This is a genomic window from Streptomyces sp. NBC_01546, from assembly GCF_045208355.1.
Classification (GTDB): domain Bacteria; phylum Actinomycetota; class Actinomycetes; order Streptomycetales; family Streptomycetaceae; genus Streptomyces.
In genome coordinates this window covers 8,189,011-8,213,710 of record NZ_CP109379.1, presented here as the reverse complement: position 1 = coordinate 8,213,710, position 24,700 = coordinate 8,189,011, and the positions used below count along the sequence as shown (strand labels likewise).

23 protein-coding genes and 1 pseudogene are annotated in these 24,700 nt (G+C 66.1%); 14 read left to right on the top strand and 10 right to left on the bottom strand.

Annotated features, from left to right (window positions below; translation table 11 throughout):
• Positions 1–11: 11 nt before the first annotated feature.
• On the bottom strand, positions 12–653 hold the full coding sequence (locus OHA89_RS37480) for a hypothetical protein (protein WP_266616270.1): 642 nt from the start codon (positions 651–653) through the stop codon (positions 12–14).
• Positions 654–735: 82 nt separating this feature from the next.
• Between OHA89_RS37480 and OHA89_RS37475 the strand changes: the two genes are divergently transcribed.
• The 4 genes from OHA89_RS37475 to OHA89_RS37460 all read left to right on the top strand — a co-directional run bounded on the left by OHA89_RS37475 (position 736) and on the right by OHA89_RS37460 (position 6,603).
• Positions 736–1,026 (top strand): hypothetical protein, encoded by a 291-nt coding sequence (locus OHA89_RS37475; RefSeq protein WP_406368095.1) that lies wholly within the window; start codon positions 736–738, stop codon positions 1,024–1,026.
• 107 nt (positions 1,027–1,133) lie between these two features.
• Positions 1,134–1,952: a transposase family protein gene (locus tag OHA89_RS37470; RefSeq protein ID WP_406368094.1), complete on the top strand. Its 819-nt coding sequence runs from the start codon at positions 1,134–1,136 to the stop codon at positions 1,950–1,952.
• Positions 1,856–2,167, top strand: coding sequence for a trypco2 family protein (locus tag OHA89_RS37465; protein ID WP_266616272.1), 312 nt, complete (start codon positions 1,856–1,858; stop codon positions 2,165–2,167). Before OHA89_RS37470 ends, OHA89_RS37465 begins: the two co-directional genes overlap by 97 nt.
• Before the next feature lie 17 nt (positions 2,168–2,184).
• Complete coding sequence (locus tag OHA89_RS37460) at positions 2,185–6,603, top strand: trypsin-like peptidase domain-containing protein (RefSeq protein ID WP_406368093.1); 4,419 nt, start codon at positions 2,185–2,187, stop codon at positions 6,601–6,603.
• A gap of 143 nt (positions 6,604–6,746) precedes the next feature.
• Here the strand turns inward: OHA89_RS37460 and OHA89_RS37455 are convergent, their stop codons facing one another.
• Positions 6,747–7,085 (bottom strand): hypothetical protein, encoded by a 339-nt coding sequence (locus OHA89_RS37455; protein WP_266616276.1) that lies wholly within the window; start codon positions 7,083–7,085, stop codon positions 6,747–6,749.
• A 56-nt stretch (positions 7,086–7,141) separates the two neighbouring features.
• Positions 7,142–7,366 (bottom strand): annotated as a pseudogene (locus tag OHA89_RS37450) (IS256 family transposase); the annotation flags it as partial.
• Between OHA89_RS37450 and OHA89_RS37445 the strand changes: the two are divergent.
• Complete coding sequence (locus OHA89_RS37445) at positions 7,360–7,977, top strand: hypothetical protein (protein ID WP_266616278.1); 618 nt, start codon at positions 7,360–7,362, stop codon at positions 7,975–7,977. The pseudogene OHA89_RS37450 and the gene OHA89_RS37445 overlap by 7 nt on opposite strands.
• Here OHA89_RS37445 and OHA89_RS37440 read toward each other — a convergent pair whose 3' ends face one another.
• Together OHA89_RS37440 and OHA89_RS37435 are read right to left on the bottom strand one after the other, a co-directional pair.
• Complete coding sequence (locus OHA89_RS37440) at positions 7,978–8,238, bottom strand: DUF2625 family protein (protein ID WP_406368092.1); 261 nt, start codon at positions 8,236–8,238, stop codon at positions 7,978–7,980.
• A gap of 172 nt (positions 8,239–8,410) precedes the next feature.
• Positions 8,411–9,238, bottom strand: coding sequence for a hypothetical protein (locus OHA89_RS37435; RefSeq protein WP_406368091.1), 828 nt, complete (start codon positions 9,236–9,238; stop codon positions 8,411–8,413).
• Between OHA89_RS37435 and OHA89_RS37430 the strand changes: the two genes are divergently transcribed.
• A complete protein-coding gene (locus OHA89_RS37430; RefSeq protein WP_406368090.1) occupies positions 9,170–9,751 on the top strand; it encodes a transposase in 582 nt (193 codons plus the stop codon). The two genes, OHA89_RS37435 and OHA89_RS37430, sit on opposite strands and share 69 nt — an antisense overlap.
• 81 nt (positions 9,752–9,832) lie before the next feature.
• Here the strand turns inward: OHA89_RS37430 and OHA89_RS37425 are convergent, their stop codons facing one another.
• Entirely contained in the window at positions 9,833–12,097 is a 2,265-nt protein-coding gene (locus tag OHA89_RS37425) for an MMPL family transporter (RefSeq protein ID WP_406368089.1), read from the bottom strand.
• Between the two features lie 175 nt (positions 12,098–12,272).
• Here OHA89_RS37425 and OHA89_RS37420 point away from each other — a divergent pair, with 175 nt between their 5' ends.
• Positions 12,273–13,445: a sensor histidine kinase gene (locus OHA89_RS37420; RefSeq protein WP_266616285.1), complete on the top strand. Its 1,173-nt coding sequence runs from the start codon at positions 12,273–12,275 to the stop codon at positions 13,443–13,445.
• Complete coding sequence (locus OHA89_RS37415) at positions 13,420–14,082, top strand: response regulator transcription factor (RefSeq protein ID WP_266616287.1); 663 nt, start codon at positions 13,420–13,422, stop codon at positions 14,080–14,082. The genes OHA89_RS37420 and OHA89_RS37415 overlap by 26 nt, the downstream gene beginning before the upstream one ends.
• Before the next feature lie 167 nt (positions 14,083–14,249).
• On the opposite strand, the gene lspA is transcribed toward OHA89_RS37415, so the two are convergent.
• Entirely contained in the window at positions 14,250–14,828 is a 579-nt protein-coding gene (gene lspA / locus OHA89_RS37410; protein ID WP_406368088.1) for a signal peptidase II, read from the bottom strand.
• A gap of 851 nt (positions 14,829–15,679) precedes the next feature.
• Between lspA and OHA89_RS37405 the strand changes: the two genes are divergently transcribed.
• From OHA89_RS37405 to OHA89_RS37385, 5 genes are all read left to right on the top strand, one after another.
• A complete protein-coding gene (locus OHA89_RS37405; protein WP_406368087.1) occupies positions 15,680–16,837 on the top strand; it encodes a DUF3419 family protein in 1,158 nt (385 codons plus the stop codon).
• Positions 16,838–16,926: 89 nt separating this feature from the next.
• The gene (locus tag OHA89_RS37400) at positions 16,927–17,952 is read left to right on the top strand and encodes a 3-oxoacyl-ACP synthase III family protein (protein ID WP_266616293.1); all 1,026 of its coding nucleotides are present in this window, start codon (positions 16,927–16,929) and stop codon (positions 17,950–17,952) included.
• A 163-nt stretch (positions 17,953–18,115) separates the two neighbouring features.
• Complete coding sequence (locus OHA89_RS37395) at positions 18,116–18,811, top strand: alpha/beta fold hydrolase (RefSeq protein ID WP_406368086.1); 696 nt, start codon at positions 18,116–18,118, stop codon at positions 18,809–18,811.
• An 11-nt stretch (positions 18,812–18,822) separates the two neighbouring features.
• Positions 18,823–19,587: a CPBP family intramembrane glutamic endopeptidase gene (locus OHA89_RS37390; protein WP_266616297.1), complete on the top strand. Its 765-nt coding sequence runs from the start codon at positions 18,823–18,825 to the stop codon at positions 19,585–19,587.
• Positions 19,588–19,832: 245 nt separating this feature from the next.
• On the top strand, positions 19,833–20,546 hold the full coding sequence (locus OHA89_RS37385) for an FkbM family methyltransferase (protein WP_406368085.1): 714 nt from the start codon (positions 19,833–19,835) through the stop codon (positions 20,544–20,546).
• Here the strand turns inward: OHA89_RS37385 and OHA89_RS37380 are convergent.
• Positions 20,515–22,005 (bottom strand): glycosyltransferase, encoded by a 1,491-nt coding sequence (locus OHA89_RS37380; protein ID WP_266616300.1) that lies wholly within the window; start codon positions 22,003–22,005, stop codon positions 20,515–20,517. The genes OHA89_RS37385 and OHA89_RS37380 overlap by 32 nt on opposite strands.
• 173 nt (positions 22,006–22,178) lie before the next feature.
• Between OHA89_RS37380 and OHA89_RS37375 the strand changes: the two genes are divergently transcribed.
• Entirely contained in the window at positions 22,179–23,105 is a 927-nt protein-coding gene (locus tag OHA89_RS37375; protein ID WP_251064173.1) for an SDR family NAD(P)-dependent oxidoreductase, read from the top strand.
• A gap of 27 nt (positions 23,106–23,132) precedes the next feature.
• Here OHA89_RS37375 and OHA89_RS37370 read toward each other — a convergent pair whose 3' ends face one another.
• Both OHA89_RS37370 and OHA89_RS37365 read right to left on the bottom strand, forming a co-directional pair.
• Positions 23,133–24,125, bottom strand: a complete 993-nt coding sequence (locus OHA89_RS37370; RefSeq protein ID WP_266616302.1) for a pyridoxal-phosphate dependent enzyme — start codon at positions 24,123–24,125, stop codon at positions 23,133–23,135.
• 10 nt (positions 24,126–24,135) lie between these two features.
• Complete coding sequence (locus OHA89_RS37365; RefSeq protein WP_266616304.1) at positions 24,136–24,648, bottom strand: nitroreductase/quinone reductase family protein; 513 nt, start codon at positions 24,646–24,648, stop codon at positions 24,136–24,138.
• Positions 24,649–24,700 lie beyond the last annotated feature (52 nt).

Below are 24,700 nucleotides of genomic sequence, written 5' to 3'. Positions count from 1 at the left end.
AAGGTTCGCGGTCACAGCACTAGGTCACCGACGTCCGCGAGGTTCACCCACCGCTTCACCCCCGCCGGCCGCGCCCCCGGCCCCCGCGCGGTCCGGGCTCCAGCCGGCGCAGCACCTCCAGCAGCCGCAGCGGCGAGCCGACCGTGAGCAGCAGCTCGACGTGCAGGTCCGGGGGCGCGCAGGGTCTCGTAGGTGACGAACGAGCCGAGGGAGTGCGCGACGACCACGGCCGGCGCTTCACGCCGTAGGACGGCGGCTACCCGCTCGCGCACGGCCTGACGACGACCGGTCCAGGTGGTGTAGGCAGTCAGCTCGCGCAGCATCGCCACGACGACGTGTTCCAGCCGGCGGACGGTCTGCTCGCGCACTGCGCGGGTCAGCCGGCTGCTGCGTCCATCGATCAGCTTGCCGAGCATCTGCCGCAGCGGCGCCAGCCCGATGTTCTGCGGCTCCTCGACGCCCGGTGCGCCCGCCGCCTCCAGCCACTGCGCGGCCAGCGCCCGTCCCGGGGGTGTCAGGTCCTCGAATCCCGGGTCCGCCCGGCCGTCCTGTGGCTGCTCCGGCAGGCGCACGGGCGGAGGGGCCTGCTCGCGCGGCACGTCGGCGCGCGGCCGGTGAGCGAAGTCCCGGCGGGGCCGTACGGGTGGACGCACGGCGACTTCCAGTACCGCAACCTGCTTGGCAGGGCGGCCGGGTGGTGGCGGTCCTGGACTGGGACTCCCGATGCTGCCCTGGATGGGCGACCGGCCGTGGTGGGTCGAGCTCGTCGGCGGGCTGTCGGGCGCGGTCGTGATCCCGCCAGCGCTGGCGCTGATGTTCTGGGGACCCTTCCGGATTGCCGGCGCGGTCGTGGGGGTGGGCCTGGCGGCGCTGCTGTACCCCACGGTCGCGCTGGCATTCCTTACCGCGGTCTACCAGGCGGTGGAGTGGCTCACGGCGTCGTGGACGCCGAAGTGGGCCAAGCCGTTGGGCTGCGTGGCGCTGGTTGGGTTGCTCGCACTATTCGTCCTATTCATCAGTGCGTAGCTCCAGCTATTCGTCCGCGGCGTTCTTCCAGCGACGATGACGCGAGGCTCCAAGCACAGACGGCGGCGCGGCAGAGGTGGAACTAACGAGCTCGTGCATGGTTGGCGGTGCGACGCCAGATCCTGATCCCTGATCATGTTCTTGTGGTGGGGAACGGGTCTCGTGCAGCGATCATCACCGACCGGAGGATCACAGGGCTCTCGGCCGATGTGATCGCCGAACTCGTCGCCGAGGTAGGTACGTTATGGCACCAACGGCATCAAGCGAGATTGGAGTCCAGGCCGCGGAAGCGGGCCGTCGGCGCTGGTGCAAAACACCAGCCGGTCTTCATCGACCGGCTCCTGGCCACGCTTGTCCACCTTCGCCACGGTGCTACTCACGACGTGCTGGCCTGCTGGTTCGGCGTTGACCGCTCCACGATCGCTCGGGCGATCGGCGAGGTGCGGCCCCTGCTCGCAACCCGTGGCTGCACCATCGCCACCGGCACCCGGCTCAAGAGGTCTTCGGTGACGACACCGCGCCGCCAAAGTGGTCTCCCTCAAGGGCGACCGCTACCGCATGCGCGGTCGCGACCATCGGCCGGGTTCCACCCGCCAACATCCGGGAATGAACCACATCGACTGACGGACCGGGGATCAATCTTCATCCGGGCCGGCTTGGATCACGATTCAAGCACCGCCGACGAGCACGGGCTGGCGCGCGGAGCGCCCCCGCCAACGGGGCTCTTCAAGCGGCGGCGGTCGTTGTCGGAAATGCCCTACAGTCGTCCGTGGAAGCGGGGGTATCGGCGGTGGGGCCGCGCCTCTGCACTAGATCTCGGGGGGACAACGTGGAAAACAGCGAGGTCATCGGTCTTGCGGAAACCATCCGCAGCATTCGGCAAGAACTCGAGACGGCCATGCGACAGGGCGCCGAATCCGGTCTGAAGTTCGGTGTCGGTCCCGTGGAAGTGGAACTCACGGTCGAGGCACGGCTGGAGAAAGGCGGCAGCGGGAAACTCCGCATCTGGGTAGTAGACGCCGGCGGCGACGCGAAGAAGACCGACAGCCGGCTGCACCGGATCAAGGTGGTCCTCAACCCGATCGACGCGCAGGGCAATCCAGCCCTGATCGCTTCCTCCGGCTACCGATCCAACTTGTAGCCCGCGAGGCCAGACACATGGCGGACGTGCGGGTAGCGGCCATCCGATGCGAAGGCCGCCAAGGGGCCGCCCCGACTTTCGGGTCGGGGTATCTGATCACGGACCGGCTGATGCTGACCGCTGCTCACGTGGTCCGCGCGGCGAATGGGGTTCGGGGCGGCGTAACGGCTCGCATCGGCGGACAGATCTGTTTCGGGACCGTGGTGTGGCTCGCCGCTGGTACGGACGGTCATGACGACGGCCTCGACGCGGCGGTCGTTGACATCGATGATCCGTCGTACCGCCCTACCCCCCTGCCACCCATGCGCTGGGGGTGGGTCGCCGGCCGCAGCACTGGGGTGGCCTGTTCCGCCACCGGCTTTCCGGACTCCGTCGTCGACGCCAAGAACCGGGCGGAGCAGGAGCAGATCCACGGCACGATCAACCCGCTGAGCCGCGAGCGGCGCGGCATGCTCGACATCGTGCCGACCAGCTGGCCGCAACGTCGTCCAGGCGGCCCGACCCTGTGGTCGGGCATGTCTGGGGCGGGCTTGCTGTCCGCCTCCGGTCAGCTGCTGATCGGCGTGGTGATCGAGGTTCCGGCCCACTTCGAAGATCGACGGCTCACCGCGATGCCGTTGTCGGCGCTGCGTACCGACCCGTCCTTCCTCGACCTGGTGGAGCGCCACCGCGGCACTCCCTTGTGGCTCGAACCGGTGGAGCTGGAGCCGATCCTGCGGCCGTGGCGCCGCCCGGACACGCCGCAGTCGCCGGTGGCGTTGCTGCGTCCGGAGCACGAAGTGGTTCCCTTTCACGGGCGGACCCACACAATGGCGCACCTTATGGCCTGGTGTGGGACAGGTCCTCAGGCACTTGGTCTGCTGATCCATGCGCCGGGCGGAACCGGAAAGACCCGACTGGCCCGCGAGTTGGCACGGGTGATGCACCGCAAAGGCTGGATCGTGGGCGAGGTGTCCGACAGTGCAGCGGACTTCGGTGTGCTGACGCAAGCGGCCAGCCCGCTCCTGCTGCTGATCGACTACGCGGAGACTCGGGTCGAGGCGACTGCTTCACTGCTGCGGTTCCTCTCGGAGAGAGGTGGTCAGCATCCCGTCCGCGTACTCCTCCTGGCGCGGTCCGCCGGACAGTGGTGGGACACCCTCCTCCAGGACGAGCAGGTTGCCGCCATCCTGCCCGATCCGCCATATCCACTCGGTGGTGTCGAGTACGTATTCGATACCAGCGAACAGCTGGCCATCCTGACGAACGCCCTCCGGGCGGGGCTCGCCCGTGTTCCCGGCTACGAGGAGCACGACTCCGACCTTGCAGCCTTGGAACTGCCCTGGCACATGGTGCGCAGCGACACGCACCATCCACTGAGCCTGCACATCGCGGTACTGGCCAGTCTCCTTGCCCAGCGCGACGACGTTGCAGGGCAGAGTCAGCCGGAGAAGATTCTGCTGCGGCACGAGAAGCGGTACTGGAATCGCCTGGCCGCAGAGCGGTCCATCCGCTTTCCGGAAACCCGCGAACTCGTTCTCATCTTCTGCCTGCTCTGCGGCGCCCGCTCCAAGGCCGAGGCACTCGAGACAGTGGCGCTGTTACCGGGCTTCCGGTCAGAAGCGCTCGAGGACGGTCGGCGGGTACTCGCCCACTGGATCGCCTCCCTCTACCCGCCTGCGGACCCGCGTACGGACTACTGGGGACTTCTCACTCCGGACTGGTTGTTCGAGTACCTGCTGGCCGAGACCCTCCAGGACGAGCCCGAACTATTGGAGAACCTCACACGGACGAACAAGAAGGGTTCGGCCAGTCAGCTGACCGGTGCACAGCTGTACAGGGCGCTGACCGTACTAACGGCAGCCGCCGCCCACCCGACCCCGGCCGCACACAGACTCCGGTTCACACTCGGAATGCTCGTAGCAGTCCACAACGGCCTGCTCCCGCCCATCGCCGTCGCGGTCAGTGTCCATGCCTTGGACCCCAGCCCGCTCCTCGCGGCGCTCAGTACGCTCGTGCAGGCCGAGCTCGCCGAAGTGGGGCACTTGCAGCGCCTACGGACGTCACTTCCCCCTGTGCCGGGAAGGCTCGCCCCAGTCGGGCTCGCCCTGCAGCAGCGCGTCGTCGCCTTGCTGCGATCGGGTGAACAGTCGGAGGAACTCGGGTTGCAGTTGGCAGAAGAACTCACCCTACTCGGCACCTACCTCGCCGTGAACGGAAAGACCGAGGAGGCGGCCTCGGCCAGTGCTGAAGCGGTCGAACTCTTCACGGCCCACGGTCCCGCAGCCGGGAGGCAGCCGACGTCATACCTCAACGCCCTGAGCAACCACGCCGTGAACCTGGCGGGAAAGGGAGAGTGGGATGCGTCCTATCGGGCCGCTTCTCAGGTCATCGAGCTAGCCGGGCAACACCCAGCCAATGCCGAGACCAACCGCTCCCTGGTCGGTGCCCTGTCGGCCCTCTTCCTCCACCATTCCCACCTCGGCGAGTTCGGCGAGGCGAAGTCGGTGCTCTCGCGCGCGGTGGCCATGCAGCGGCAGGCCGTGTCTTCCCAGAGCGGCGGCCATGGCTTCGACTGGCAGAACCTCGGTCTACTTCTGCTGAACCAGGCCGACTGGCTGGCCAGCCAGGGAGAACGAGAAGAGGAAGTCCGGGTCCGGACCGAAGGCGTCGACATCTTCCGGCGTCTTTACAGGGCAAGCAGCGGAGTTTACGCGAACCACTTCCAACGCTGCGCGTTCACACTGGCGGATGTGCTCGGGAAGGAGAGGCGACATGCCGAGGCGGCATCGCTGTACGGCGAGGCCGGAGAGGCGCTGAGCAGACTCTGGAACGAGGATACAAGAACCTACCAGTTGAAGCTGGGCATCACCCTCGTGCTGCAGGCGGGAGAACTCGGTCTGGCAGGAGCGCCAGCGGCGTCCGTCGTGCATGTGCTGGCACGCTCCTGCGGAGTCCTGCGACGCCTGTTCCGCAAGGATCCCGCAGCCAGTGCACGGCACTACATGCTGGCGCTCAAGCCCTTCATCCAGCATGCACAACGGGTAGATGCCGACTTCGACATCCGCCCGTACATGAGCGAGGTGGCCAAAGCGCTCGACTACGTCGTCTCGGGCTGGGAGGCTGCGGGCCGGATCCCCGGCGACGACGACATGACCGTAGACCTCACACTGTTCGTGGGGTGGGCCGCCGAGAGCGGACTCAGGGCCACCGCCGTCGGGTTGTGTGAGCGAGTCGAATGTCTCCTCCGCGATGAGCAGAGCGACGACAGGGGCCTCTTCAACCATCAGGCACTCCTCGTGACATTGGTGATGTGGCGAGCCAAGGCCTTGGCCCGGATGGGGGAGCACGCCCGGGCGACCACAGCGGCCAGGGAGGGAGTGGGCGCACTCACCGCGGAGGGCACACAGGAGAACCAGTGGTCGGCATATGTCGCGGCCGACGCACTGCACGACGTCGCGCGGCACCTGGCGCACGCCGAAGCGGACGAGGAGAGCCTGGAGCTGAGCCGACTCGGTGTCTCACTGGGCAAAACCCACCTGAGCAGCGCGCGCAAAGACTGGGCACATCTGCTCTGCAACCACCTCATCCACGCCGCTGTTCTCGAGGCCAGACGCGGCAACCACGCCCGGGCGGCAGCACTGCTGGAAGACGCACTGCCGCTCACACGATGGCTCACCCAACACTTCGACACTCCGCACGAACAGCCATTGATCGGTTTTGCAATCGTTCAAGAACTGCAGGAGCCGCGATTTGCCGACTCCCTCGACAATGTTTTATCCCTGTACGCCCAGGAGTTGCGGGAACTCGATCGACGTGAAGACCTCGGACCGGCGCTCGCGGAACGGGTCACGGTGCGTTCAGACCTACATGAGGCGGAACCGAGTCGCGAGCGCGCTCTCGCGTGTGCGTGGGCAGGTATGGAGTACGCACAACACTTGCAAGAGACGGAGCGCCCCGAGCAGGCTGCCGCAGCCGCCCGCTCGTCACTGGCCGCAGTCGAGCCGTGGACATACGCCGACGAGGACCACCAGGGCATCCGTGCGATGGTCTTCCACGAGAACGCCCTGGTGCTCGCGCACACCGGATTCCCGGACGACGCGCTGGAGGCGGTCGCGAAGAGCGTCTCTCTCTACAAGGCCCTGCACCCGGACGGTCGCCCCAATCCGTACGTCGCGACGGTCGTGGACAACATGTCGGTGATCCTTTTCAAAACCGAAAGGCAAGAAGAGGGATTGGGACTCAATGAGGAAGCGCTGGATATCTGGCGGGCCCTCGCCACGGAGGACCCGTCCAAGACGGAGGCGCTAGCGATCTGCCTCAACAATCGGATTGTCACGTTGGTGCAACTCGGACGTACCGAGGAGGCTTCAGCACTGTTGCCCGAGTATGACGCGCTGGTGGGACATCTCAGCGACGACTCGAACGAGGCCACTGAGCCCGATCCCACTGGCTGAACCGCCCGGTTCGGGCATCGTCTCGGCCTGCCGGTGCGCGGTGACGTCGTACATGGCGCGGCTGGTGCGGCGGGCGGTACGCAGCTGGGCGGCCAGCGTCGCCGGAGGGAGTAATTGTCAAGACTTGTGGATCAGCTCGGCAATCACGGCCCCCCTCCCCAGGACGCCTCCGCCTTGCCCCATACCGCGGGAGCGGCAGCGCTGAGCTCAGGCTCGTTGATCGCGCGTTGCTCGTCATGCCAGACGGCAGCCAGGAGTGCATCGAAGGGGAACTCGATTTTCGTGCCGTCTTCGAACGAGATCATCACGTGCGTGTCTGGTCCGGCCCGGTGATTGTCCAGCCACTGTACGTGCGCCACGACAGGCGACAACGTGCCGCCAGGGCCAACAAGACGGTAGCCCTCGTCCACCTCCTGCGACCGTACTGGCAACAACGCGGGCTGACGCTTCGCCGCCCGCTCATCCCGGTAGTACCTTGCCATTCCACCAACTTACCTGCCCGCGTAATGGTCAAGACTTGCAGGTCGGTTGAGGTGGATCATGCTGCGAGGTCCTCGGGGCGTTCGACAAGGTGACCGTTCTCGAAGTGGGCGCCGGCTCGGACGAGCGCGACGAGGTGAGGTGCGGTGACCGCTCGCCAGCGGGCCTGGGCGGATTCCACGCGCTTGAAGACCATCGCGAGGGCGGCGGTGGGGGCGGCCGGCGCCGCGGGTGACCTGGTCCGAAGTTTCACGGTGCTGAAGGTCGACTCGATGGGTGAGCTTTCCACGTAGTCGCGTTGCACCGGTGATGGTGGCTCTAGTATCAGGTCTGGCGATTGGCACGCTTGGCGCGCTCGCAGGCAAATTCCATAACCCGGTTTTTCACGTCCTGAGCCTTGTTTTTTCCGGGGGCTGGTCGTGGGCATGTTTCGGATTCCTCGTCGGCTACTTCCGTCAATCGAAGATTGAGTCGACGTGGCTAGCCTCTTCGGCATTGTCCATCGGCGTGATCGCCTACTACCTCCTCAAGGATTTGACCCCTGTTGCGCCGATCGGAACGCCTGTATCTGGCGATCCGAACGGCAGTAATATCTCGTCTGGGGTTTTTGTCTGGGGGATAGCAGCTTTGGTTTTCGGCGCCCCATTGAGGCTCTTCGGAAACCTTGCAAAGATTTCCGGCGTCGGCGGCCTCCCGTTCCGTCTGCTTATCCCACTGATCGCTTTTTTCGAGACCTACTGGCGCCTGGATATAGAAGGGGCCTCTGCGGGACGGGTAGCCGTAAGCACCTGGAGCACAATTCATGTGACTGCGGTCGTCGCTGCTGTAGGCCTTGCAGGGCACACGATGTGGAAATGGCGTTACTCGGCACGCCAGACTGAAGGTCAGATCTGATCAGCAGGCGGGGCCCGCGGCAGCTGATGAAGTCCGGCGGGATGGGGCGCCCGGAGAACCGCCAGCAGGAGGTCTCCGACACGTCCCGCAATCGAGGCGGACCTGATCATGGGCGGAGACCTGTAGTTGCAGCAGGGAGGCTCGCCCTTTCCGGACATCGCCGGGCAGCACTTCAACTGGTACGTCGGTGCCGGACAGCTCCTGAAAGAGGAGCGGCCAGGCTGGATCGTCGACGTTGATCAGTTCGTTGTCCTCGCGCATCCCCGCATCGTCGCACCAGTGCCCAGAGGCTCAGTCCGCCGGGTTACCCGTACTTCGATCCACCAATCGAGATGACCTCTTAGCTTAAGTAGTCCAGTTCATGCCACTTGGGGTGGTAGTCGATGCTCTGCAGCTGCTCCGCTGTCTTCAGATCCCGCAGCGCGTTCGGGGATCAGGGCGTCTGGCCCGGCAGTTGCACGGCCGGGGGCATGTCGTTCAGCGCCGGTTGCCACTTGTCCGAGGTGACCACCGCCCTCAACTGGGCCGGGCTCAAGGGCGGGTTGGGGCGAGAGGACGTCGTAGTCTCCATCGGCGGAGCGTTCTTTTCGGACAGCTCGACCAGGAACCCCTGCGGGGTCACGAGCGCGGCCCGCCATTCCTTGATGTCTATGGCGGGGTTCTGGGCCATGTAGCCCTGCTGGGTCAGCAGCCTGGAGCCGTCGGCCAGCTGCTCCGTCGTGCAGGCGTCGTCCGGCCGCACATCCTTCTTCGTACAAAGGGTCGCGATGTTGGCCATGCTGCCGTTCGGGTCCACCGGGACCAGGGTGAGCCTGATCGCCACTGCGCCCTTGCCGTCGTCGTACACGCCGGCGACTCCCGCGCCGTGGCCGTCGGTACCGTTCGCATGCTCTACGGACAGAGTCCCTCCCGGCAGCAACCCCTTGAACACCTCGACCAGCTGTGCCGCGGAGACCGCGCCGGTACCGCCGGGCGGCAGCTCCGGGGCGCCGCCCCCGCCCCCGCCGGACCCTCCGCCCGACGGTTGCGGCGGCGCCGCGATCTCGACCCGGCCCGTTCCGTCCAGCAGCCCCCCGGCGTAGGCACCGACCGCGCCGATCAGGGCCAGGGACAGCACCGATCCGCCGATCACGGCGGCCCGGCGGCGGGCCACGAGCCGCCGTCCGCGCCGCTCACCGGCTTCCACCAGGGCGTGCCGGTCGGCCGTGAAACCGTCCCCCGCACGCCGGAGGGCTTCGCCGAGCTCGTCTTCAAAGGGCATGGGGAACCAAACCTTCCGTTCTCAGGGAGAGTGCAGAGGACCACACCGGCACGGGGCCGCCCACCGGCGGCCTGGCCATTTCCGTTCTCCGTTGCGGCTGACCACAGCCAGGCAGCGGATAGCCCGCAGTTCATCCCCGTCCCGAAGAAGGTACGGGTACGCGGGCCCGTCGGCCGACCCCGCATCCGGCCGGACGCGGTCGCCGGGGACAAGGCGTACTCGTCCCGCGGAAACCGCGCCCACCTGCGCAAACGCCGTATCAAGGCGGTCATCCCGGAGAAGAAGGACCAGGCCGCCAACCGGAAGAAGAAGGGCTCCAGAGGCGGCCGACCCGTCAGCCACGACGCCGATCTCTACAAGGAGCGGAACACCGTCGAACGCCTGATCAACAAGCTCAAAGCATGGCGGGGCATCGCCACCCGATACGACAAGACTCCCGACAGCCACCTCGCCGGTCTCCACCTGCGCGCCTCGATGATCTGGATCAAGGACCTCACCAGGACCACCCGATGATCACGACTCGATACGCCCCTGGGTGACGCGCTGAGGTGCCGGACGCGAAGGGCGGGCAGGAGTTGAGTCAAGAGTCAACGGTCAAACCAGCCGTGGACGAGGGGTCTCACCCGTGGATTCCGCGTCGGTGTCGTCGGTGCCGACCGGGCCGCGGGGAAGCATCCGGTCCAGCCACTTCGGCAGCCACCAGTTGGTCCGGCCGAGGAGTGTCATGGTCGCCGGTACCAGCACCATGCGTACGACCGTGGCGTCGATGAAGATCGCGGTGGCCAGGCCGAGCCCGAACATTTTGGCGGAGGGGTCCTCGGCGACGGCGAAGGACAGGAAGACCGCCACCATGATGAGGGCGGCCGAGGTGATGATCCGGGCGGTGCCCGAGACGCCCTCAACGATCGCCGTGCCGTTGTCGCCGGTGCGCAGGTACTCCTCGCGTACGCGGGAGAGGAGGAACACCTCGTAGTCCATCGACAGGCCGAACAGGATGGCGAAGAGGAACATCGGGATGAACGACACGATCGGAACCGTCGCTTCCAGCCCGATGAGTGCGCCTCCCCAGCCCCACTGGAAGACCGCGACCATGATGCCGTAGGCCGCGCCGATGCCCAGCAGATTCAGCAGTACCGCCTTGAGCGGTACGAGTACCGAGCGGAAGACCAGCATCAGCAGCAGGAACGACATCGCCAGCACGGTGGCGACCAACAGCGGCAGGCGTTCGCTGGTGCGTCGGCCCACATCGGACAGGCTCGCGGCGGCGCCGCCGACGTGGGCCCTGGCCGGGCCGTGCCCGATCGCCGTGGGCAGCACGTCGGTGCGCAGCCGGGCGATGGTGTCGGCCGTGGCCTTGTCCTGAGGGCTGGTGGTCGGGAACACCACGAGGGTCGCGATGCCGGTGGCCCTATCGATCTGCGTCGGCGCGACGGATGCGATGCCCGGATCCGCCGCGACCGTTGCGACGAGTCGGTCCAGCACTCCCGGATCACCGGTGGGGTCCGCAGCGATGACGAGGGGACCGTTGGTACCCGGGCCGAACCCCTCGGCGACGAGGTCGTAGGCCCGGCGCTCGGTACGGCTGTGGGGCAGTGAGCCGTCGTCGGGCAGGCCGACGCGCAGGCCGAGCACGGGCAGCGTCGCGGTCAGCAGCAGCCCCGCCGCGCCGACCGCGTACAGCACCGGGTGCCGGCTGACGTGCCCGATCCAGCGCCGCCAACCGGCGGCGGGAGCGGCGCCCGCCACCGGGTCCCGCCGCCGTGCGAGTCGGCCCAGCTTCCCGGTCTGCAGAGCCCGGCCGATCCGGCCGGCCCGGGACAGGCGCGGGCCCGCCGCGCCGAGGAAGGCCGGCAGCAGCGTCACCGACGCGAGCACCATCGTCAGGACGACGATCGAGACGGCAACCCCGCCCACCGTCATGAACGGCACGTTCGCGACCGCCAGGCCGAGGATCGACACGACGACGGTGCCGCCGGCGAAGACCACCGGCCGGCCCGCCGTTGCCACCGCTCGTCCGGCCGCCGCCTGCGGATCGAGCCCGCACGCGAGGTACTCCCGGTGCCTGGCGAGCACGAACAGCGCGTAGTCGATGCCCACTCCGAGCCCGACCATGCTGCCCAGGACCGGTGCGAAGGTCGGGACGTCCGTCGCCCCCGCCAGTACCGTCATCGTGGCAACTCCGATGGTCAGCCCGAAGACCGCCATGCCGATCGGCAGCGCGGCGGCGACGAGCGAACCGAACGCCAGGAACAGGATCGCGGCCGCGGCGAGGAGGCCGATCAGCTCGCTTGCGCCGCCGTCGGGGTCGGAGAAGGCGTAGAAGAGGTTCCCACCCATCTCGATGCGCAGGGGCAGCTCGGCGCGCAGCCGGTCGCCGAGATCGACGAGGGCGTCGAGGTCTTCGGCCGACAGCCGGCTCTGGTCGGGGTACTGCACCCGGACGACTGCGATCCGCCCGTCGGCCGAAACGAGGCCGCCGCGCACGGCGGTGTCCCCGCCCGCGTCGAGTGCCCCCGCCGGGTCGCTCGTGCCGAGCACGTGCGGCAGCCGCTTCACCTCGGTCTGCAGCCGCGTGAGAGCGGTGCGCGCGCTGCCGTGGTCGAAGAACGTCGCACCGTCGTCGAGGGGGGTGACGACCACTTGGGCGGTCATCCCCTCCTGGCCGGTGCCGGCTCGCTCGATCAGTTCCGCGGCCCGTTGGGAGTCCAGTCCCGGAGCGGTCATCGAGTCCGCGGTCCGCCCGCCGAAGGCGACGGCGGCGAGGACGGCGAGCGTGGCAGCGATCAGCCATGCCGCGATCACCCGCCAGGGATGGCGGGCGGCGCTTGCGCCCAGGCGCAACAGGGCTTTCGAGAGCATCGGGTCCTCCAACCACCTCGTCGGCCGTCCTTGTACGGCCTCCGATGCCGAGGCTCGTCGCCACGGCGCTCCGCGGCATCGGCCCGCGGGCCGCGGATCCGTCGGCCCCAGGGCGGAGGAACGACCCGTCCTTTCGGCCGATGCGCGGCACGCCGCGGTCCCTAGGCTGAGAACCGTGCTACGAGACGACCTGCGAACCCTGTGGACCGAACCCCGGCCGCCCGGCGCGCCCGCCCGGGTGCGGCGGGACTGGGCGCTGCTCGCCGCGGGCCTTGCCGGTGTGGCGCTGGAGGCCACCCTGCGCGAGAACGTCGTGTGGCGGCCGGTGGCGGTGGTGCTCGCCGTATGGCTGTGCCTGCTGCCCCTGTGGCGCCGGACCCGCCCGCTGGCGATGGTGACGCTGGCGTTCGGCTCGGTGATCCTGCTTCCGGTGGCCTCGCTCGTCGCCGCACCGCGCGAGCCCGTCGGCCTGTACACCGGCGCGGTCGTGCTCGTGCTGGTGTACGCGCTGCCCCGGTGGGGATCGGGACGCGAGATCGTGCTGGGCGGCGCGGTGATCCTCGCGGCCGGCGCGCTGTGTGTCGTCACGGACGAGACCCCGGTCGTCGAAAAGGTCGTGGGCTTCGTCTTCCTGCTGCTGCCCGGCGTGGTCGGGGCTGCCGTGCGGTTCCGGGTGACCGCTCGCGAGCGACAGTTGGAGCAGGTGCGCTCCCGCGAGCGCGAGCAGCTCGCCCGGGAACTGCACGACACGGTGGCCCACCACGTGTCGGCCATGGTGATCATCGCCCAGGCGGGCCGGGTGCTCGCGGGCACCGACCCGTCCGCCGCCGTCGAGGCGCTGGAGGGGGTCGAGGAGGAAGGGGCGCGCACGCTGGAGGAAATGCGCGCCATGGTCGCCACGCTGCGCGACCACGGGGTCGGCGCCGAGCTGGCGCCGCCTGCCGGAGTCGCGGATCTGGAGCGCCTGGTGCGCACCCCGGGTGGTCGCCTCAGGGTCGACCTGGGGCTCGACGGCGAACTGGACGCGCTGCCCCTGGCCGTGGACGCGGCCGTCTACCGGATCGTGCAGGAGTCGCTGACCAACGCGCTGCGCCATGCGGTCGACGCGACCGAGCTCGTCGTCCGGGTCGCCGCCGAACGGCACACGGTACGGGTGAGCGTGCGCGACAACGGCCGGCGCACCGGCCGGGGTCGCGACGGATACGGACTTACCGGATTGCGCGAGCGCGCGACGCTGCTCGGCGGCACACTACGAGCCGGCCCGGGTACCGACCGGGGCTGGCATGTCGAAGCCGAACTGCCGAGAGCGAGGAGCGAGAGCGGTGCCCATTCGCGTCCTCGTCGCTGACGACCAGACGATCATCCGCAACGGGTTGCGGATCATGCTGAACGCCCAGCCCGGCATCGAGGTGGTCGGCGAGGCCGCCGACGGGCGGGAAGCGGTACGTCTGGCCCGCGAACTACGCCCCGACGTCTGCCTGTTCGACATCCGCATGCCCGTACTCGACGGGCTCGAGGCCACCCGGCTGGTCGCCGGCCCGGGTGTCGCCGACCCGCTGGCCGTGGTCGTCATCACCACGTTCGACCTCGACGAGTACGTCTACGGCTCACTGCGTGCCGGCGCCCGCGGATTCCTCCTCAAGGACACGGGACCGGACCTTCTGGCGCAGGCCGTACGGTCGGCGTCCGACGGTGAGGCGCTCATCGCGCCCAGCGTCACCGTCCGTCTGCTCCAGACATTCGCGGACCTGCCCGCCGGCCGGCCCGTGGCCCAGCCGGTCTCCCCCGTCACCGCCCGCGAGGAGCAAGTGCTCCTAGCCGTCGCTCGCGGGCTGACCAACACCGAGATCGCCGATGCACTGCACATAAGCCTCAGCACGGTGAAGACGCATCTGGCCAGCCTGATGGCCAAACTCGGCGCCCGCAACCGGGTCGAGATCGCGATGTGGGCCTACGAAACGCGCCGTATCCTCCCCGGAACCTGAGCCGGGTGCCGGGCCATGTCCCATGAGTCCCCGCCCGGACATCAGTGCACCGGTCGGCTCACGTCGGCTCCACGTGCCTCACCCGCCCCAGAGCGTGACGTACCAGGAGGCCGGAACTGGGACGGTGGGGTGCGGTTCCAGGATCTGCTACGCGGTGGGGATGCGTGTCACCCCGGGACGACGATGCCGCTGTCCCGGCGGTCTTTGGTTCCGTCCAGGGAAACACCCAAGAACGAAAGGAGGATCATCAGGGCTCCCCCGCAGACAATCGCCGAGTCGGCGAGATTGAAGACCGCGAAGTGCTGAACAGAGATGAAGTCGACGACGTGCCCTCGGAAGACCCCAGGTGCCCGGAAGATCCGGTCAGTCAGATTGCCGAGCGCACCTCCCATCAGCAGGCCCAGGGCGAGAGCCCACGGGAGGCTGTGGAGCTTGCGTGAGGCACGCACGATGAGCACGACGACCGCGAGCGCGATCGCCGTGAACACAGCAGTGACCGCCTGGCCCATACTGAACGCCGCGCCCGAGTTGCGTATCACATGGAGAGTGAGCGCGCGGCCGACTACGCCGACGGGCTCGTGGTTCTCCAACCGCGAGACGGCCAGGAACTTGCTGCCCAGGTCCGATGCGTAGGTGAGACCAGCTGCTGCCAGCAATGCGGCCAGATGGCTCTTGCTCAGAGCTCGGGCGCCGGTTTCGGTCCCTGCTGTCTCCCGCTGGGGTTGCGAGGAACTGCTGCTAGTCATGATCCACTCCACTGATACCGAGCCGCCATGACGAGACGGCATTACGACACAATAGCGCCTGCCCTACTGAAAGCAGGCAAATGCGGACACTATGCACCTGACCGGCCACTATCAGTGACAAATGCCGGGCTTGGCCGACTCAGCCGTACGCGTCGAAGCACTGGAAAAGGACCGACAGGAAATCCGGGAAAGCGTTCACTTCTGCTTCGATTCCGATCCCCCTCGGATGTGAGGGAACTCGCGGAAGACGGTGATCAAGAAGTGGTCCCAAGACGGTGGAACGGCGGAACGCGGTCCAGTAGCTGCGCCAGGCCTTCGGCCACCTCGGGTCGGCGACGCCAGGCGGACTCCGACTGGTTCCCCACGGGAAACCGGTACACCGAGCCAGGTCGGCCTGCGGCATTCCGACAGCGTCGAGCTGATCCTTGAGCGTTTCACCGGGCGGTCTGGCGGAGTCAGGGGTGTAGGCGACGTAGGCAGTCGGCGGCGTCCCGAGGACCTCTCTCAGCTCGTACGGAATGCTCATCGAGCAGACCGAGAGAGGTCAGCCGGACGAAAGAGCAATCAGCGGTCAGCGCTGGCCATTTGACGCCGGCACCACCGCGCACTTCGGCCCACTCCACATCCACCATGTCGGGGGTGCCGTCAGCCAGGAGACCCCGGGCCCGGTGCGTCCAGGACGCCCGGAAGCAGGGCGGCAGGGTGGCGACCGCCGCGTCAAGGAGCGAATAAGAGTCACTCGGAGTAGCATCTGGTGACAAATGTAACCAACAGGGAGGGGTGGGGCAGTAGGGGCAATGGGTGCTACTGCCTCATCTCGACAGGACCAGGCCGGCGATGGGGCTCGCGTTATGAAGAGCACGCTCAATCAACTGATAGAACGCACCTACTTCCGCGGATTGGTATTCAACCAGTCCTGGGAGGATCCGCTTCTCGATCGTGAGGCGCTCCGCATATCGGCGGACCAGGACACCGTTCTATCCATCACGTCGGGTGGCTGCAACTGCCTGAACCTCCTCTGTCTACGGCCCCGCCGGCTTATCTGCGTCGACCCCAACCCCGCTCAGACGCACCTGCTCGACCTCAAGCTGGCAGGCATCCGACACCTTGACCATGCCGACTTCTGCTCTCTCCTCACGTCCTGTGGCAGCACAGAGGCGGTGGACATCTACCGGCGAGCACTGCGAGCCAAGTTGCCTGATGACGCACGAAATTACTGGGACAGTAATACTCGGGTACTGGAACGCGGGATACTTGCCCAGGGCAAGCTGGGGTTCTTCTTGAAGTGGATTCGCCGCTATATGCGATGCCAACTCGGAGAGCGACGGATGCGCCAGTTCTTCGAGGTTGGCGACATCGATGACCAGCGCGATTTCTACTACCGCGAGATCCACCCGCGGTTGTTGCGCGGTTCGGTACTCAAAATCCTCGGCTCCCGATGGGTACTTGCCTGCGCCGGCATGCACCCCTCCCAGTATGACCTGATTCAAGACCGTCATGGCATAGGGCGATACATACGCGATCGCGTGGAATATGTGCTGACCACCGTCCCGATACGTGACAACTATTTCATCGCCCAGGCATTTTTGGGCGCCTACCTGGACGCGGAGAACGTTCCTCCCTACCTCCTCGAACGGAACTTCGACACCCTGAAGCAAACGGCCGATCGCGTAGTCAACGTCACGGCCTGGCTCACCGAGTACCTCGATTCATTGCCCGAGTCATCGGTCGACAAGTTCAACCTTCTGGACATATTTGACTGGATGAGCCGGGAGGCCCTCCATACGACGGTGCGCAGCGTGCTCAGGGCTGGTACGCCAGGCGGCCGCTTCATCTACCGTTCCGCCGTACGCTCACTTCCTGTCCCTCCGGAGCTCCGAAGTGCGGTGGTCAGCGAGGACGATCTCGCCGACCGGCTCTTCGCGCAGGACCGGTCCTTTACGTACAGCAGCTTCTACATCTACCGAATTGACCAGCAGCGAGTCGCGGATCAATTGCACCGGACGTAACCTTGGGCCAGCCACACCTTCACAGGTCAGATGTAGCTCGCTTCTCCTGGCCGGATGCCGGACCAACTTTCACCCGAAGGAGTGAGGTCGTGCTCGAGCAGTTCAGTATTTCAGGCACCGGTCATGCCGTCGGCTCCAGGATTGTCTCGAACACCGGCTTGGCTGTTTCGATGGGGCTGTCCACGGATTGGTTCACGAAGCGAACAGGGATTGATGAACGACGGGTTTGCGGGGAAGGAGAGGACGTACTCACGCTGGCGGTTTCCGCTGTCGAGTCGGCTCTCCAGTCGAGTGGGCTGAAACCTGACATGTTGGGCCCCGAAACAGTTCTCCTTCACATCCAGAACGGCCTGACGGCCTTCACCCCGCCGTCCGGGGTCATCTTGGCGAATGCGCTGGGGCTCAAGGGTCTACGAGTGCTCTCCGTTGACGGAGTGTGCGCTGAACCTGTGGCCATGTTCGAGATGGCTGTGCTCATGTTGTCGAGCAATCGTTGCAGTCGGGTCGTCATCTCGTCGAGTGTGGATTTCCTGCCGATCATCAGCTCGGAGGACAGGGGCACGGTCGGGCTCTTCGGCGCTGGTGCGGGCGCTGTCGTGGTCGAGCGGCACACCACGTCACAGGGCATGTCGGCGAAGGTCATGAGCATCCAGTGGGTGACTCACGCCGACCATGCGGCCCTCGGGAGCATCCCGGTACTGGGCTACAACGCCGGCCCCGAAGGGGTCAGCGTGCAAGCGGGTTTCTACGACATGGACGGCTCTGGCCTGGTTCGTACGGGGGTACGCGTCATCCCTCCCCTGGTTTCCCGTGTACTCGAAGAAGCCGGGTGGTGCCACGACGACGTCCACCTCGTCATCTCCCATCAGCCGAACGTTCGCATGCTGCACGTTCTCATCGAGGCTCTGGGCTTCCGGCCGGATATTTTTCCGATGCCTGCCAGCCGCCTGGGGAACATGGGCCCGGCCAGCCTGTTGGTGAATCTCTCCCTGGCCAGAGACGAAGGCCTACTCCGTCCAGGGCAAAGGCTGTTGCTTCTCGCCTTCGGCCTCGGGTTTTCCTGTGGCGCAGCGGCAATCGAGCTCCTGCCCGGTGAGGCGGGGTGCAATGACTGACGCGCGCACATGGGTGCGACCTCCCGTCTCGGACTCGCTTCGCACGAGGATGACCGAGGACCAAAGAGCGATCGCGGCGGCCATGCGTCCCGTCACGCTTCCCGACGGCAGAACACTCCGCGTACTCGACTGCGGAGAGGGGGACGCCGTTGTACTCCTGCCCATGGTCACCGAACTGAACTTCGTCTACGCACCTCAAATCGCAGAGTTCCAGCGCGACCACCGCGTCGTGCTCTATGAACCGCTGCTCAGCACGAACACGCGAGTCGGCATCAAGGACAGGGCCCACGAGGTCCGCTGCCTGCTTTCCGCCCTCGGTATCAGCCGCGCGCACTTCGTCGTGTGGGGCGACACGGGTGCGGCAGCCTATTATCTGGCCAAGCGTCACCCCGAGTTGTGTCGCTCGATGGTCTTCGTCGGGCTGGCCGATCGTTACCGGTTCCCGCAACCCTACGGCTTCTGGCTGAAGATGCTGGAACACCTTCCCATCGAGCGAGTGGTGTCATCGCGTGTGTTCGCGACACTCCTTGGGCGCTTCGTCGGAGGGACCCAGATCAAACCGGAGTGGATCGTCCAGGAGGCGCTGGTCGTCCTTCGGTTGACGGCGCTGTTCAAGCACAGCATTCTTCCCAACCTGACCGAGCATCGCCCGACTCCGGGCGAGGTTCACGTGCCGAGCCTGGTCATCTCCGGCGACAACGACCACATTGTCTCGGTCGCCCAGGCCCGCCGCATGGCCGCGCTGCTTCCCAACGCGGGTGCAGCGGTCATCAAGCCAGGTGGTGAGCACTTCATCACCTACGTAGACGACTCATTCGTCAACGAGACCGTTCGCCGCTTCATCTCAAGCGTGGAGTAGCTGATGAGACCATGGCGAACGTAAGGAGACCCGCGGTTCCGGACGCGCAAGCCGCCGACCCCACCGCACCCGTCGGCGGACTCCACCCGCTCACCGTTCTCTGCATCGGTGTACTGGTCACCGCGGTCGCCCTTCCGGAGTCATGGCAAGGCTGGCCCTACGCGCCGTTTCCTGTCTTTCACGCGTGCCTCGCCATTGTCATCCCGCTTTGGTTTCGGGTTCGCCCCACCGGTCGACCCTGGCCTGAGATTCGGGCGCATCTTCCGAAGCAGGGCCGACCGTTTGCTGCCGCCATCGCGTTCATCGGCGGCTTTATCCTTCTCTACAGCCTCGCTATGACCGTCCTCGGCAAGACGCGGGATCCCGCATGGAACCTGCTTGCGACCTATGGGAAGTTCGCGGATCTGTACGCCGCGCGTTATGGAAGCTGGTTCGCGCTGATCATCGCGTACGTCTTCCTGGGACTGTGGCCCATGTTCGGAGAGGAACTCTTCTACCGGGGATTCCTCCAAGGCTCGCTGTTGGGGCGCTACTCGCTGCCGATCGCTTCGGTCGTCACGTCCACCCTGTTCGGACTCCGCCACTCGGCCCAACTGGTCTACCTTTTGCCTGCATACCCGTATGTGGCCGGCGCAGCATACTTTGTATGGGCTTTCGGCGTGAGCATGATCTGGTGCTGGGTGCACGCACGGACGGGCTCTCTGTGGCTCTGCATGGCGACACACGGGGTGAACATCGTCCTCGCCCCCATTGTTGTTGCCCTAGTGGTTTGGTAGGTCCGCTCGTGCCACGTCCCGCATCACCGCTGCGCGCATTCACTCTGCGCGGCGCACGCGCTATTCATCGAGCCGGAGCCTGGGGGTTCGACCGTTCTGGTCCCCTTGCGCCACTCCTTGCCGAACTCGGCGCACCCCTGCATCGGTGGCTGTTTCCCCACTCGCTTCTGACGGATCCGGGGATCCCCGTCGAGGTCGACGGCTTTCGGCTCTACCACGAAGGGCGCCCCTCGTATCACCTGCAGATGCTGGCGATGGGCATGCACGACCGCGACGTCGCGGCACTCATCCGGCACTTCGTCAGGCCGAACATGTCGGTCGTGGACGTCGGTGCGCACCTCGGCTACTTCACGCTGCTGTGCGCGCGCCTCGGCGGAGCGGCGAGCACGGTCTGGGCGTTCGAGCCGTCGTCGGCACTGCTCCCCATCCTGCGGAGAAACGTGGCGGAGAACGACGCCGGCGGCGAGATCCACGTGGTGCCGAGTGCCGTGGGAGATTCGGTCGGTGCAGTGACGCTGTTCGCGGGCACGCCCGACAGCATGCTGTCCAGCATCCACCGGGCCGCGGCGGCTGGCGACGGTCCGGGGCCGAGGGAGACCGTTGCGTGCACCACCTTGGACGCATGGGCCGAACAGAGTCTGTGGCCCCGAGTGGATCTGGTCAAGATCGACATTGAAGGGCATGAGGTCGCGGCGTTGGCCGGTATGCGGGAGCTGAGTCGTCGAAATCCTGGTCTGGTTCTGATCATCGAGCTCAACGAGCGGACGTTGGCCGCTGCAGGTGAGTCGATCGACTCGTTCTGGGCGGCCCTGGCCGCATGCGGATTCGACGACGTCTCCCTGGCGGGGCCCCCTCCTCGACCGGTGACGTTCCCCCAGGACCGGGACGCCATCCGGCGGGAGATCCGTCGCCAGGGAAACGGGCGGGTCAATCTGGTGTGCCTGCGGAGGCTGGGGTAGCCGGCTGGTGACCGGCTCGTCGGATCTCCGATCCGCTCCTCGCACTCGCGACCAGGAAAGCCCCTGCCAGGGACGAGAGCAGGAAACACGATTCGGCGTACCCGCGCACGACGGACAGCAGCCCGGCCGAGAGGAACACGACGCCCAGGCCCAGTTCACACCATGCGATCCGCGAGGCGGTTCCGACCCACTTCGCTTCGCTCTTCCGGATAATGCCCAACGACCCTTCCTTGGGGGTTCTCACGAACTCCGGCTCGTCTCGCTTGATCGTGTCCCGGAAGCCGGCCAGGATGGAGACCGATACGCCGATGGCGAGCGGCAACGACAGTGGGAGACGCAGACACCGCCGCGCCCAGTCGCCGTACAGAATTCTCTGCGAGAGCACGCATTCCTGCAGCGGCGGGAACAGCACGAGAAACGCGCTGAGACCGACTTGGGTGATCGCCCAGTACGGAGTGCGTGGGAGCCCGAGAACGATATATGCACTGGAGAGCACTCCGGTCAGGACGAGTACCGGTGTACCCAGAACCAGGTGCAAGGAAGAAAGCTCAAGAAATCGACGTCTCTTGCCCTGTGGCGGACTAAGCGCATTCTTCCCATAGTCGAGGAAGAGCCGGAATGCCGCGCGCGCCCAGCGGCGTTGCTGGTTTTTGTAGCTGAGGTAGGTGTCGGGAAGGTCGCTGCTGGCCAATGCCTCGTTGACGAAGACGACCGACCATCCCGCGAGCTGGGCACGGAAGCTGAGGTCGATGCCGTCGTCGGTGAACGGTGCTTCGCGCCACCCGCCGAGTTCTTCGATCGTGCGCTTCCGCCAGACCCCACTGGTCCCCAGATATATGGTGGACTCCCCCCTGGCCTGGCGGATCCCGCTCGAAAAACAGAACAGGCTGTCGATGACCGCCGCTTGGAACAGCGTCAGAGTGGACGAAAGACCGTTGCGGTGCCGCCACCGCGTATGGACTGCAGCGACGCGAGCATCCTCGAACAGGGGCACGGTTTTGATGAGGAAGTCACGATCAGGTGTGAAGTCCGCGTCGAAAATTGCCACGAGGTCGCAATCGGCCATCCGCATACCGTGGTTGAGCGCCCCTGACTTGTACCCGTCGCGGCTTGTCCTGTGGATGTATTCGATCGGGACGGAGCCTCCGCGATGTGCGTCGACGACGGCCTTGGCCAGCGCGGCCTCTTCCCCCTCGGAGTCGTCCAGAACTTGCACCGCGAGTCGGCCATCCATATAGTCGAGGTTCTTTACCGCCGTGAGCAGTCGGTAAAGAACTTTGTGTTCTCGGTAAATGGGGAGTTGCACCACGACCGTCGGCCAGGAGCAACTGGTCGGCCGGGTGAGTTCGATGGCCTGCCCTCCGACACCCTTCATCTGGGAATATGAATGAATGACCAGTATCCGCAGTTGAGCTATGGCGAAGAACGCCAGCATGGCGGAAAGGGCTATCACCAGCATGCCATCAGTCTAACCCGAATTCCGTATAAGGGCTCGCCGGCTTACTGACGCGACAGTGGTGCGTTCGGGTGATGAGCCGACGAGCTCCCGGTGGAGACAGGGGAGCAAAGGTGGGTTCTCACTCATCATGGTGACGTAACCGTTCGCAACCGTTTCGCTCCGCTTCTTTGTTCATGAGCAGTCGAGGAGGCCGCCGCGTGAGGCGTCACTCACCTTTTGGTCGACACCTCGAGGAAACCAGAGACGAAGCAGTCTTCGTCACCGGTACATCCAGCGGGATCGGCAGGGCAATCGCTCTGGACCTCGCCGGGCGAAGTGTGACCGTATTCGCCGGTGTGCGTAGGGCCGGGGACGCGCCGAAGGGCGACGGACTACCAGGTGCGGTGCACGAGATCCTCTTGGACGTCACCAGTGGCAGCCAGATCACGGAGGCGGCCGATTCGATCCGCCGGCTCCTGGGCCGGCAGCGCCTCCGCGGAGTGGTGAACAACGCCGGCGCCGCGACAGGCGGCCCCCTGGAATACGTGACCATCGATGAGATGCGACACCAGTTCGAGGTCAACGTCTTCGGCCAGCTGGCCGTGACTCAGGCGGTTCTTGACCTGATCCGCGATCACGGGGACGGACGCGTACTCTTCACGAGCTCTATCGCAGGACACATCGCCGCACCCTGCTTCGGACCCTACGCCGCGTCAAAGCACGCACTGAACGGCATAGCGGAGTCGATGCGACGCGAGCTGCGGCCATGGAACATCCGCGTGTCCGTCCTCGTGCCCGGAGCGGTGGCGACCCCCATCTGGAGCAAGGCAGACCATTCTGTGCAGGGCTTGACGGACCGACTGCCGACGAGAGCGAAGGAGTTGTACGGCAGCACACTGGAGAACATGCGGCGATACGTGGCTTCCGCCGCGGCGGGACGGAGCATCTCACCGTCGGTGGTCGCCCGTGCCGCCCGTCATGCGCTCTATGCGCGACATCCCAAGGCCGTCTATCTCATGGGCGCGGAGGCACGCGCGGGGGTGGCCCTGTCCACCGCTCTGCCCACACGTGTCTTCGACGCGCTGCTTGCCAGGCAGCTGAGCAGATCCCCGTCGAGATAGACCTTCAGTGACGTGGGCCGGCCCACCTCAACAAGCCGCGGGCACGACGTCCCAGTCCGGCGTGTAGCCGCAGTGCCAATACAACACGGAACCATTGCTGCGCCCCTGGGCTAGACAAAACTCCATGATCGACCAGGTCTTACCTCCGAATACCGGGTCGAGTTTCAGTCCTGTCTCGTCCTTCACGGATGTGCACAGCTCGACCAAGTCGGTTGGGTAGCGACCGAATTCGCGATAGATCCTGGTCGTCCTCAGGTCGATGCGTCCACTGGGCACCCGGTCGGAGACCGACAAGTAGTGCTCGGTCCACTGGACGAGTCCGTGGATCCACCAGCGTGCTGGGCCCGGGTAAACCTGAACGCCGACGACATGGATCGGACGATGTCCTTGCAGGCGCAGCAGGTTCTCCGCCAGCACGAAACCCGCGAACGCCGTGCCCGACGCGGCCGTGATGAACACCGTCTGCAGCGGCGGCACCCCCATGGCCTCGACCTGCCCCACCATTTCCAGGAAACCGCGCGCAGCAGCGATCACCGCTGCGGGATGTGCGAGGCTCGGCGGGGCGAAGAACGGCCGCCGTCCCGCTCTGCGGCTCCGGTGATAGGCACCGGCCAGCGCACCGGCTGCCTCGATGTGGCCCGGACCGATCAGACGCACGTTGTTTCCGAGGCCGCCGAACATCCTCCGTCGTTCACCGAGAGGAAGAGGCGGAACGTCAGCGACGACGATTTCCCATGCGATGTCGAACCGTCGAAGAACCGGGAGGATGTCGTGTACGAGGTTGGTCACGTTGCCCACCGGGGTGACGAGGCTGCCGTACCCCTTCTCCAGCATGTGCCCGACCAGATGCTCGATCTTACGCGTCTTGACGCCTCCGCGGCCGTGACCGGAGAGGTCGTCACGCTTGACCAGGACATCCACCCCGTTTGATCGGGAGATTGCCGAGATCGGCGTCGGCCACTGTCCCAGAGGGACGAACGGGGCCTCCAGAATGCGCTGGATTCCGTTGTGGTCGCGCATACCTGCTCCCTCAACCTGCTGTCACGGCCGGTCCGGGCACGGGATGGAGAATCACAATGGGAAGCTCGCGGGCTGTGCGCTGCCGGTAATCCTCGTACCCGGGGAAAGCCTTGACGAACCGGAGCCACAGTTCCGCACGTTTCCGTTGGTCAGCCTGCTCGGCCCTGACATGGAAGGTGCGACCTCTGATCTCGACCGTCGCGAAGGGATTTTCTCCGAGGTTCAGCCACCAGCCCGGCGGCTGGTCCAGGCCCCCATGAGAAGCGATGACCGCGAGGCCTTCGCCATCCTCGACAGCGAGGAGGGGAACCGTCCGCGGCTCGCCGGTCCTACGGCCCGTCGTCGTGATGATCACGATCTTGCCGTGCTTCAGTCCCAGTCGTCCCAGCAGACCACCCGTTCGTCGATAGACGCCGAGATGCAGCACGCTCATGACGACGATGAATCTGCGAAGGGCAGGACTGGACTTCTGTCCGATCCGAAGCATGACCGCGCGCAGAAGGGCCACCCCGAGTATGTGCATAGGGACTCCCAATGGCAGTCGATCTTATGTTCCAAGTTACGTCGGACTGCCT

Bases quoted from the DNA above. Each gene is read 5' to 3' on its own strand.
- OHA89_RS37475 (WP_406368095.1), top strand. From the start codon at position 736: ATGGGCGACCGGCCGTGGTGGGTCGAGCTCGTCGGCGGGCTGTCGGGC.
- OHA89_RS37460 (WP_406368093.1), top strand. From the start codon at position 2,185: ATGGCGGACGTGCGGGTAGCGGCCATCCGATGCGAAGGCCGCCAAGGG.
- OHA89_RS37455 (WP_266616276.1), bottom strand. From the start codon at position 7,085: ATGGCAAGGTACTACCGGGATGAGCGGGCGGCGAAGCGTCAGCCCGCG.
- OHA89_RS37440 (WP_406368092.1), bottom strand. From the start codon at position 8,238: ATGCGCGAGGACAACGAACTGATCAACGTCGACGATCCAGCCTGGCCG.
- OHA89_RS37435 (WP_406368091.1), bottom strand. From the start codon at position 9,238: ATGCCCTTTGAAGACGAGCTCGGCGAAGCCCTCCGGCGTGCGGGGGAC.
- OHA89_RS37425 (WP_406368089.1), bottom strand. From the start codon at position 12,097: ATGCTCTCGAAAGCCCTGTTGCGCCTGGGCGCAAGCGCCGCCCGCCAT.
- lspA (WP_406368088.1), bottom strand. From the start codon at position 14,828: ATGACTAGCAGCAGTTCCTCGCAACCCCAGCGGGAGACAGCAGGGACC.
- OHA89_RS37405 (WP_406368087.1), top strand. From the start codon at position 15,680: ATGAAGAGCACGCTCAATCAACTGATAGAACGCACCTACTTCCGCGGA.
- OHA89_RS37395 (WP_406368086.1), top strand. From the start codon at position 18,116: ATGGTCACCGAACTGAACTTCGTCTACGCACCTCAAATCGCAGAGTTC.
- OHA89_RS37390 (WP_266616297.1), top strand. From the start codon at position 18,823: ATGGCGAACGTAAGGAGACCCGCGGTTCCGGACGCGCAAGCCGCCGAC.
- OHA89_RS37385 (WP_406368085.1), top strand. From the start codon at position 19,833: ATGCTGGCGATGGGCATGCACGACCGCGACGTCGCGGCACTCATCCGG.
- OHA89_RS37380 (WP_266616300.1), bottom strand. From the start codon at position 22,005: ATGCTGGTGATAGCCCTTTCCGCCATGCTGGCGTTCTTCGCCATAGCT.
- OHA89_RS37375 (WP_251064173.1), top strand. From the start codon at position 22,179: ATGAGCAGTCGAGGAGGCCGCCGCGTGAGGCGTCACTCACCTTTTGGT.
- OHA89_RS37370 (WP_266616302.1), bottom strand. From the start codon at position 24,125: ATGCGCGACCACAACGGAATCCAGCGCATTCTGGAGGCCCCGTTCGTC.
- OHA89_RS37365 (WP_266616304.1), bottom strand. From the start codon at position 24,648: ATGCACATACTCGGGGTGGCCCTTCTGCGCGCGGTCATGCTTCGGATC.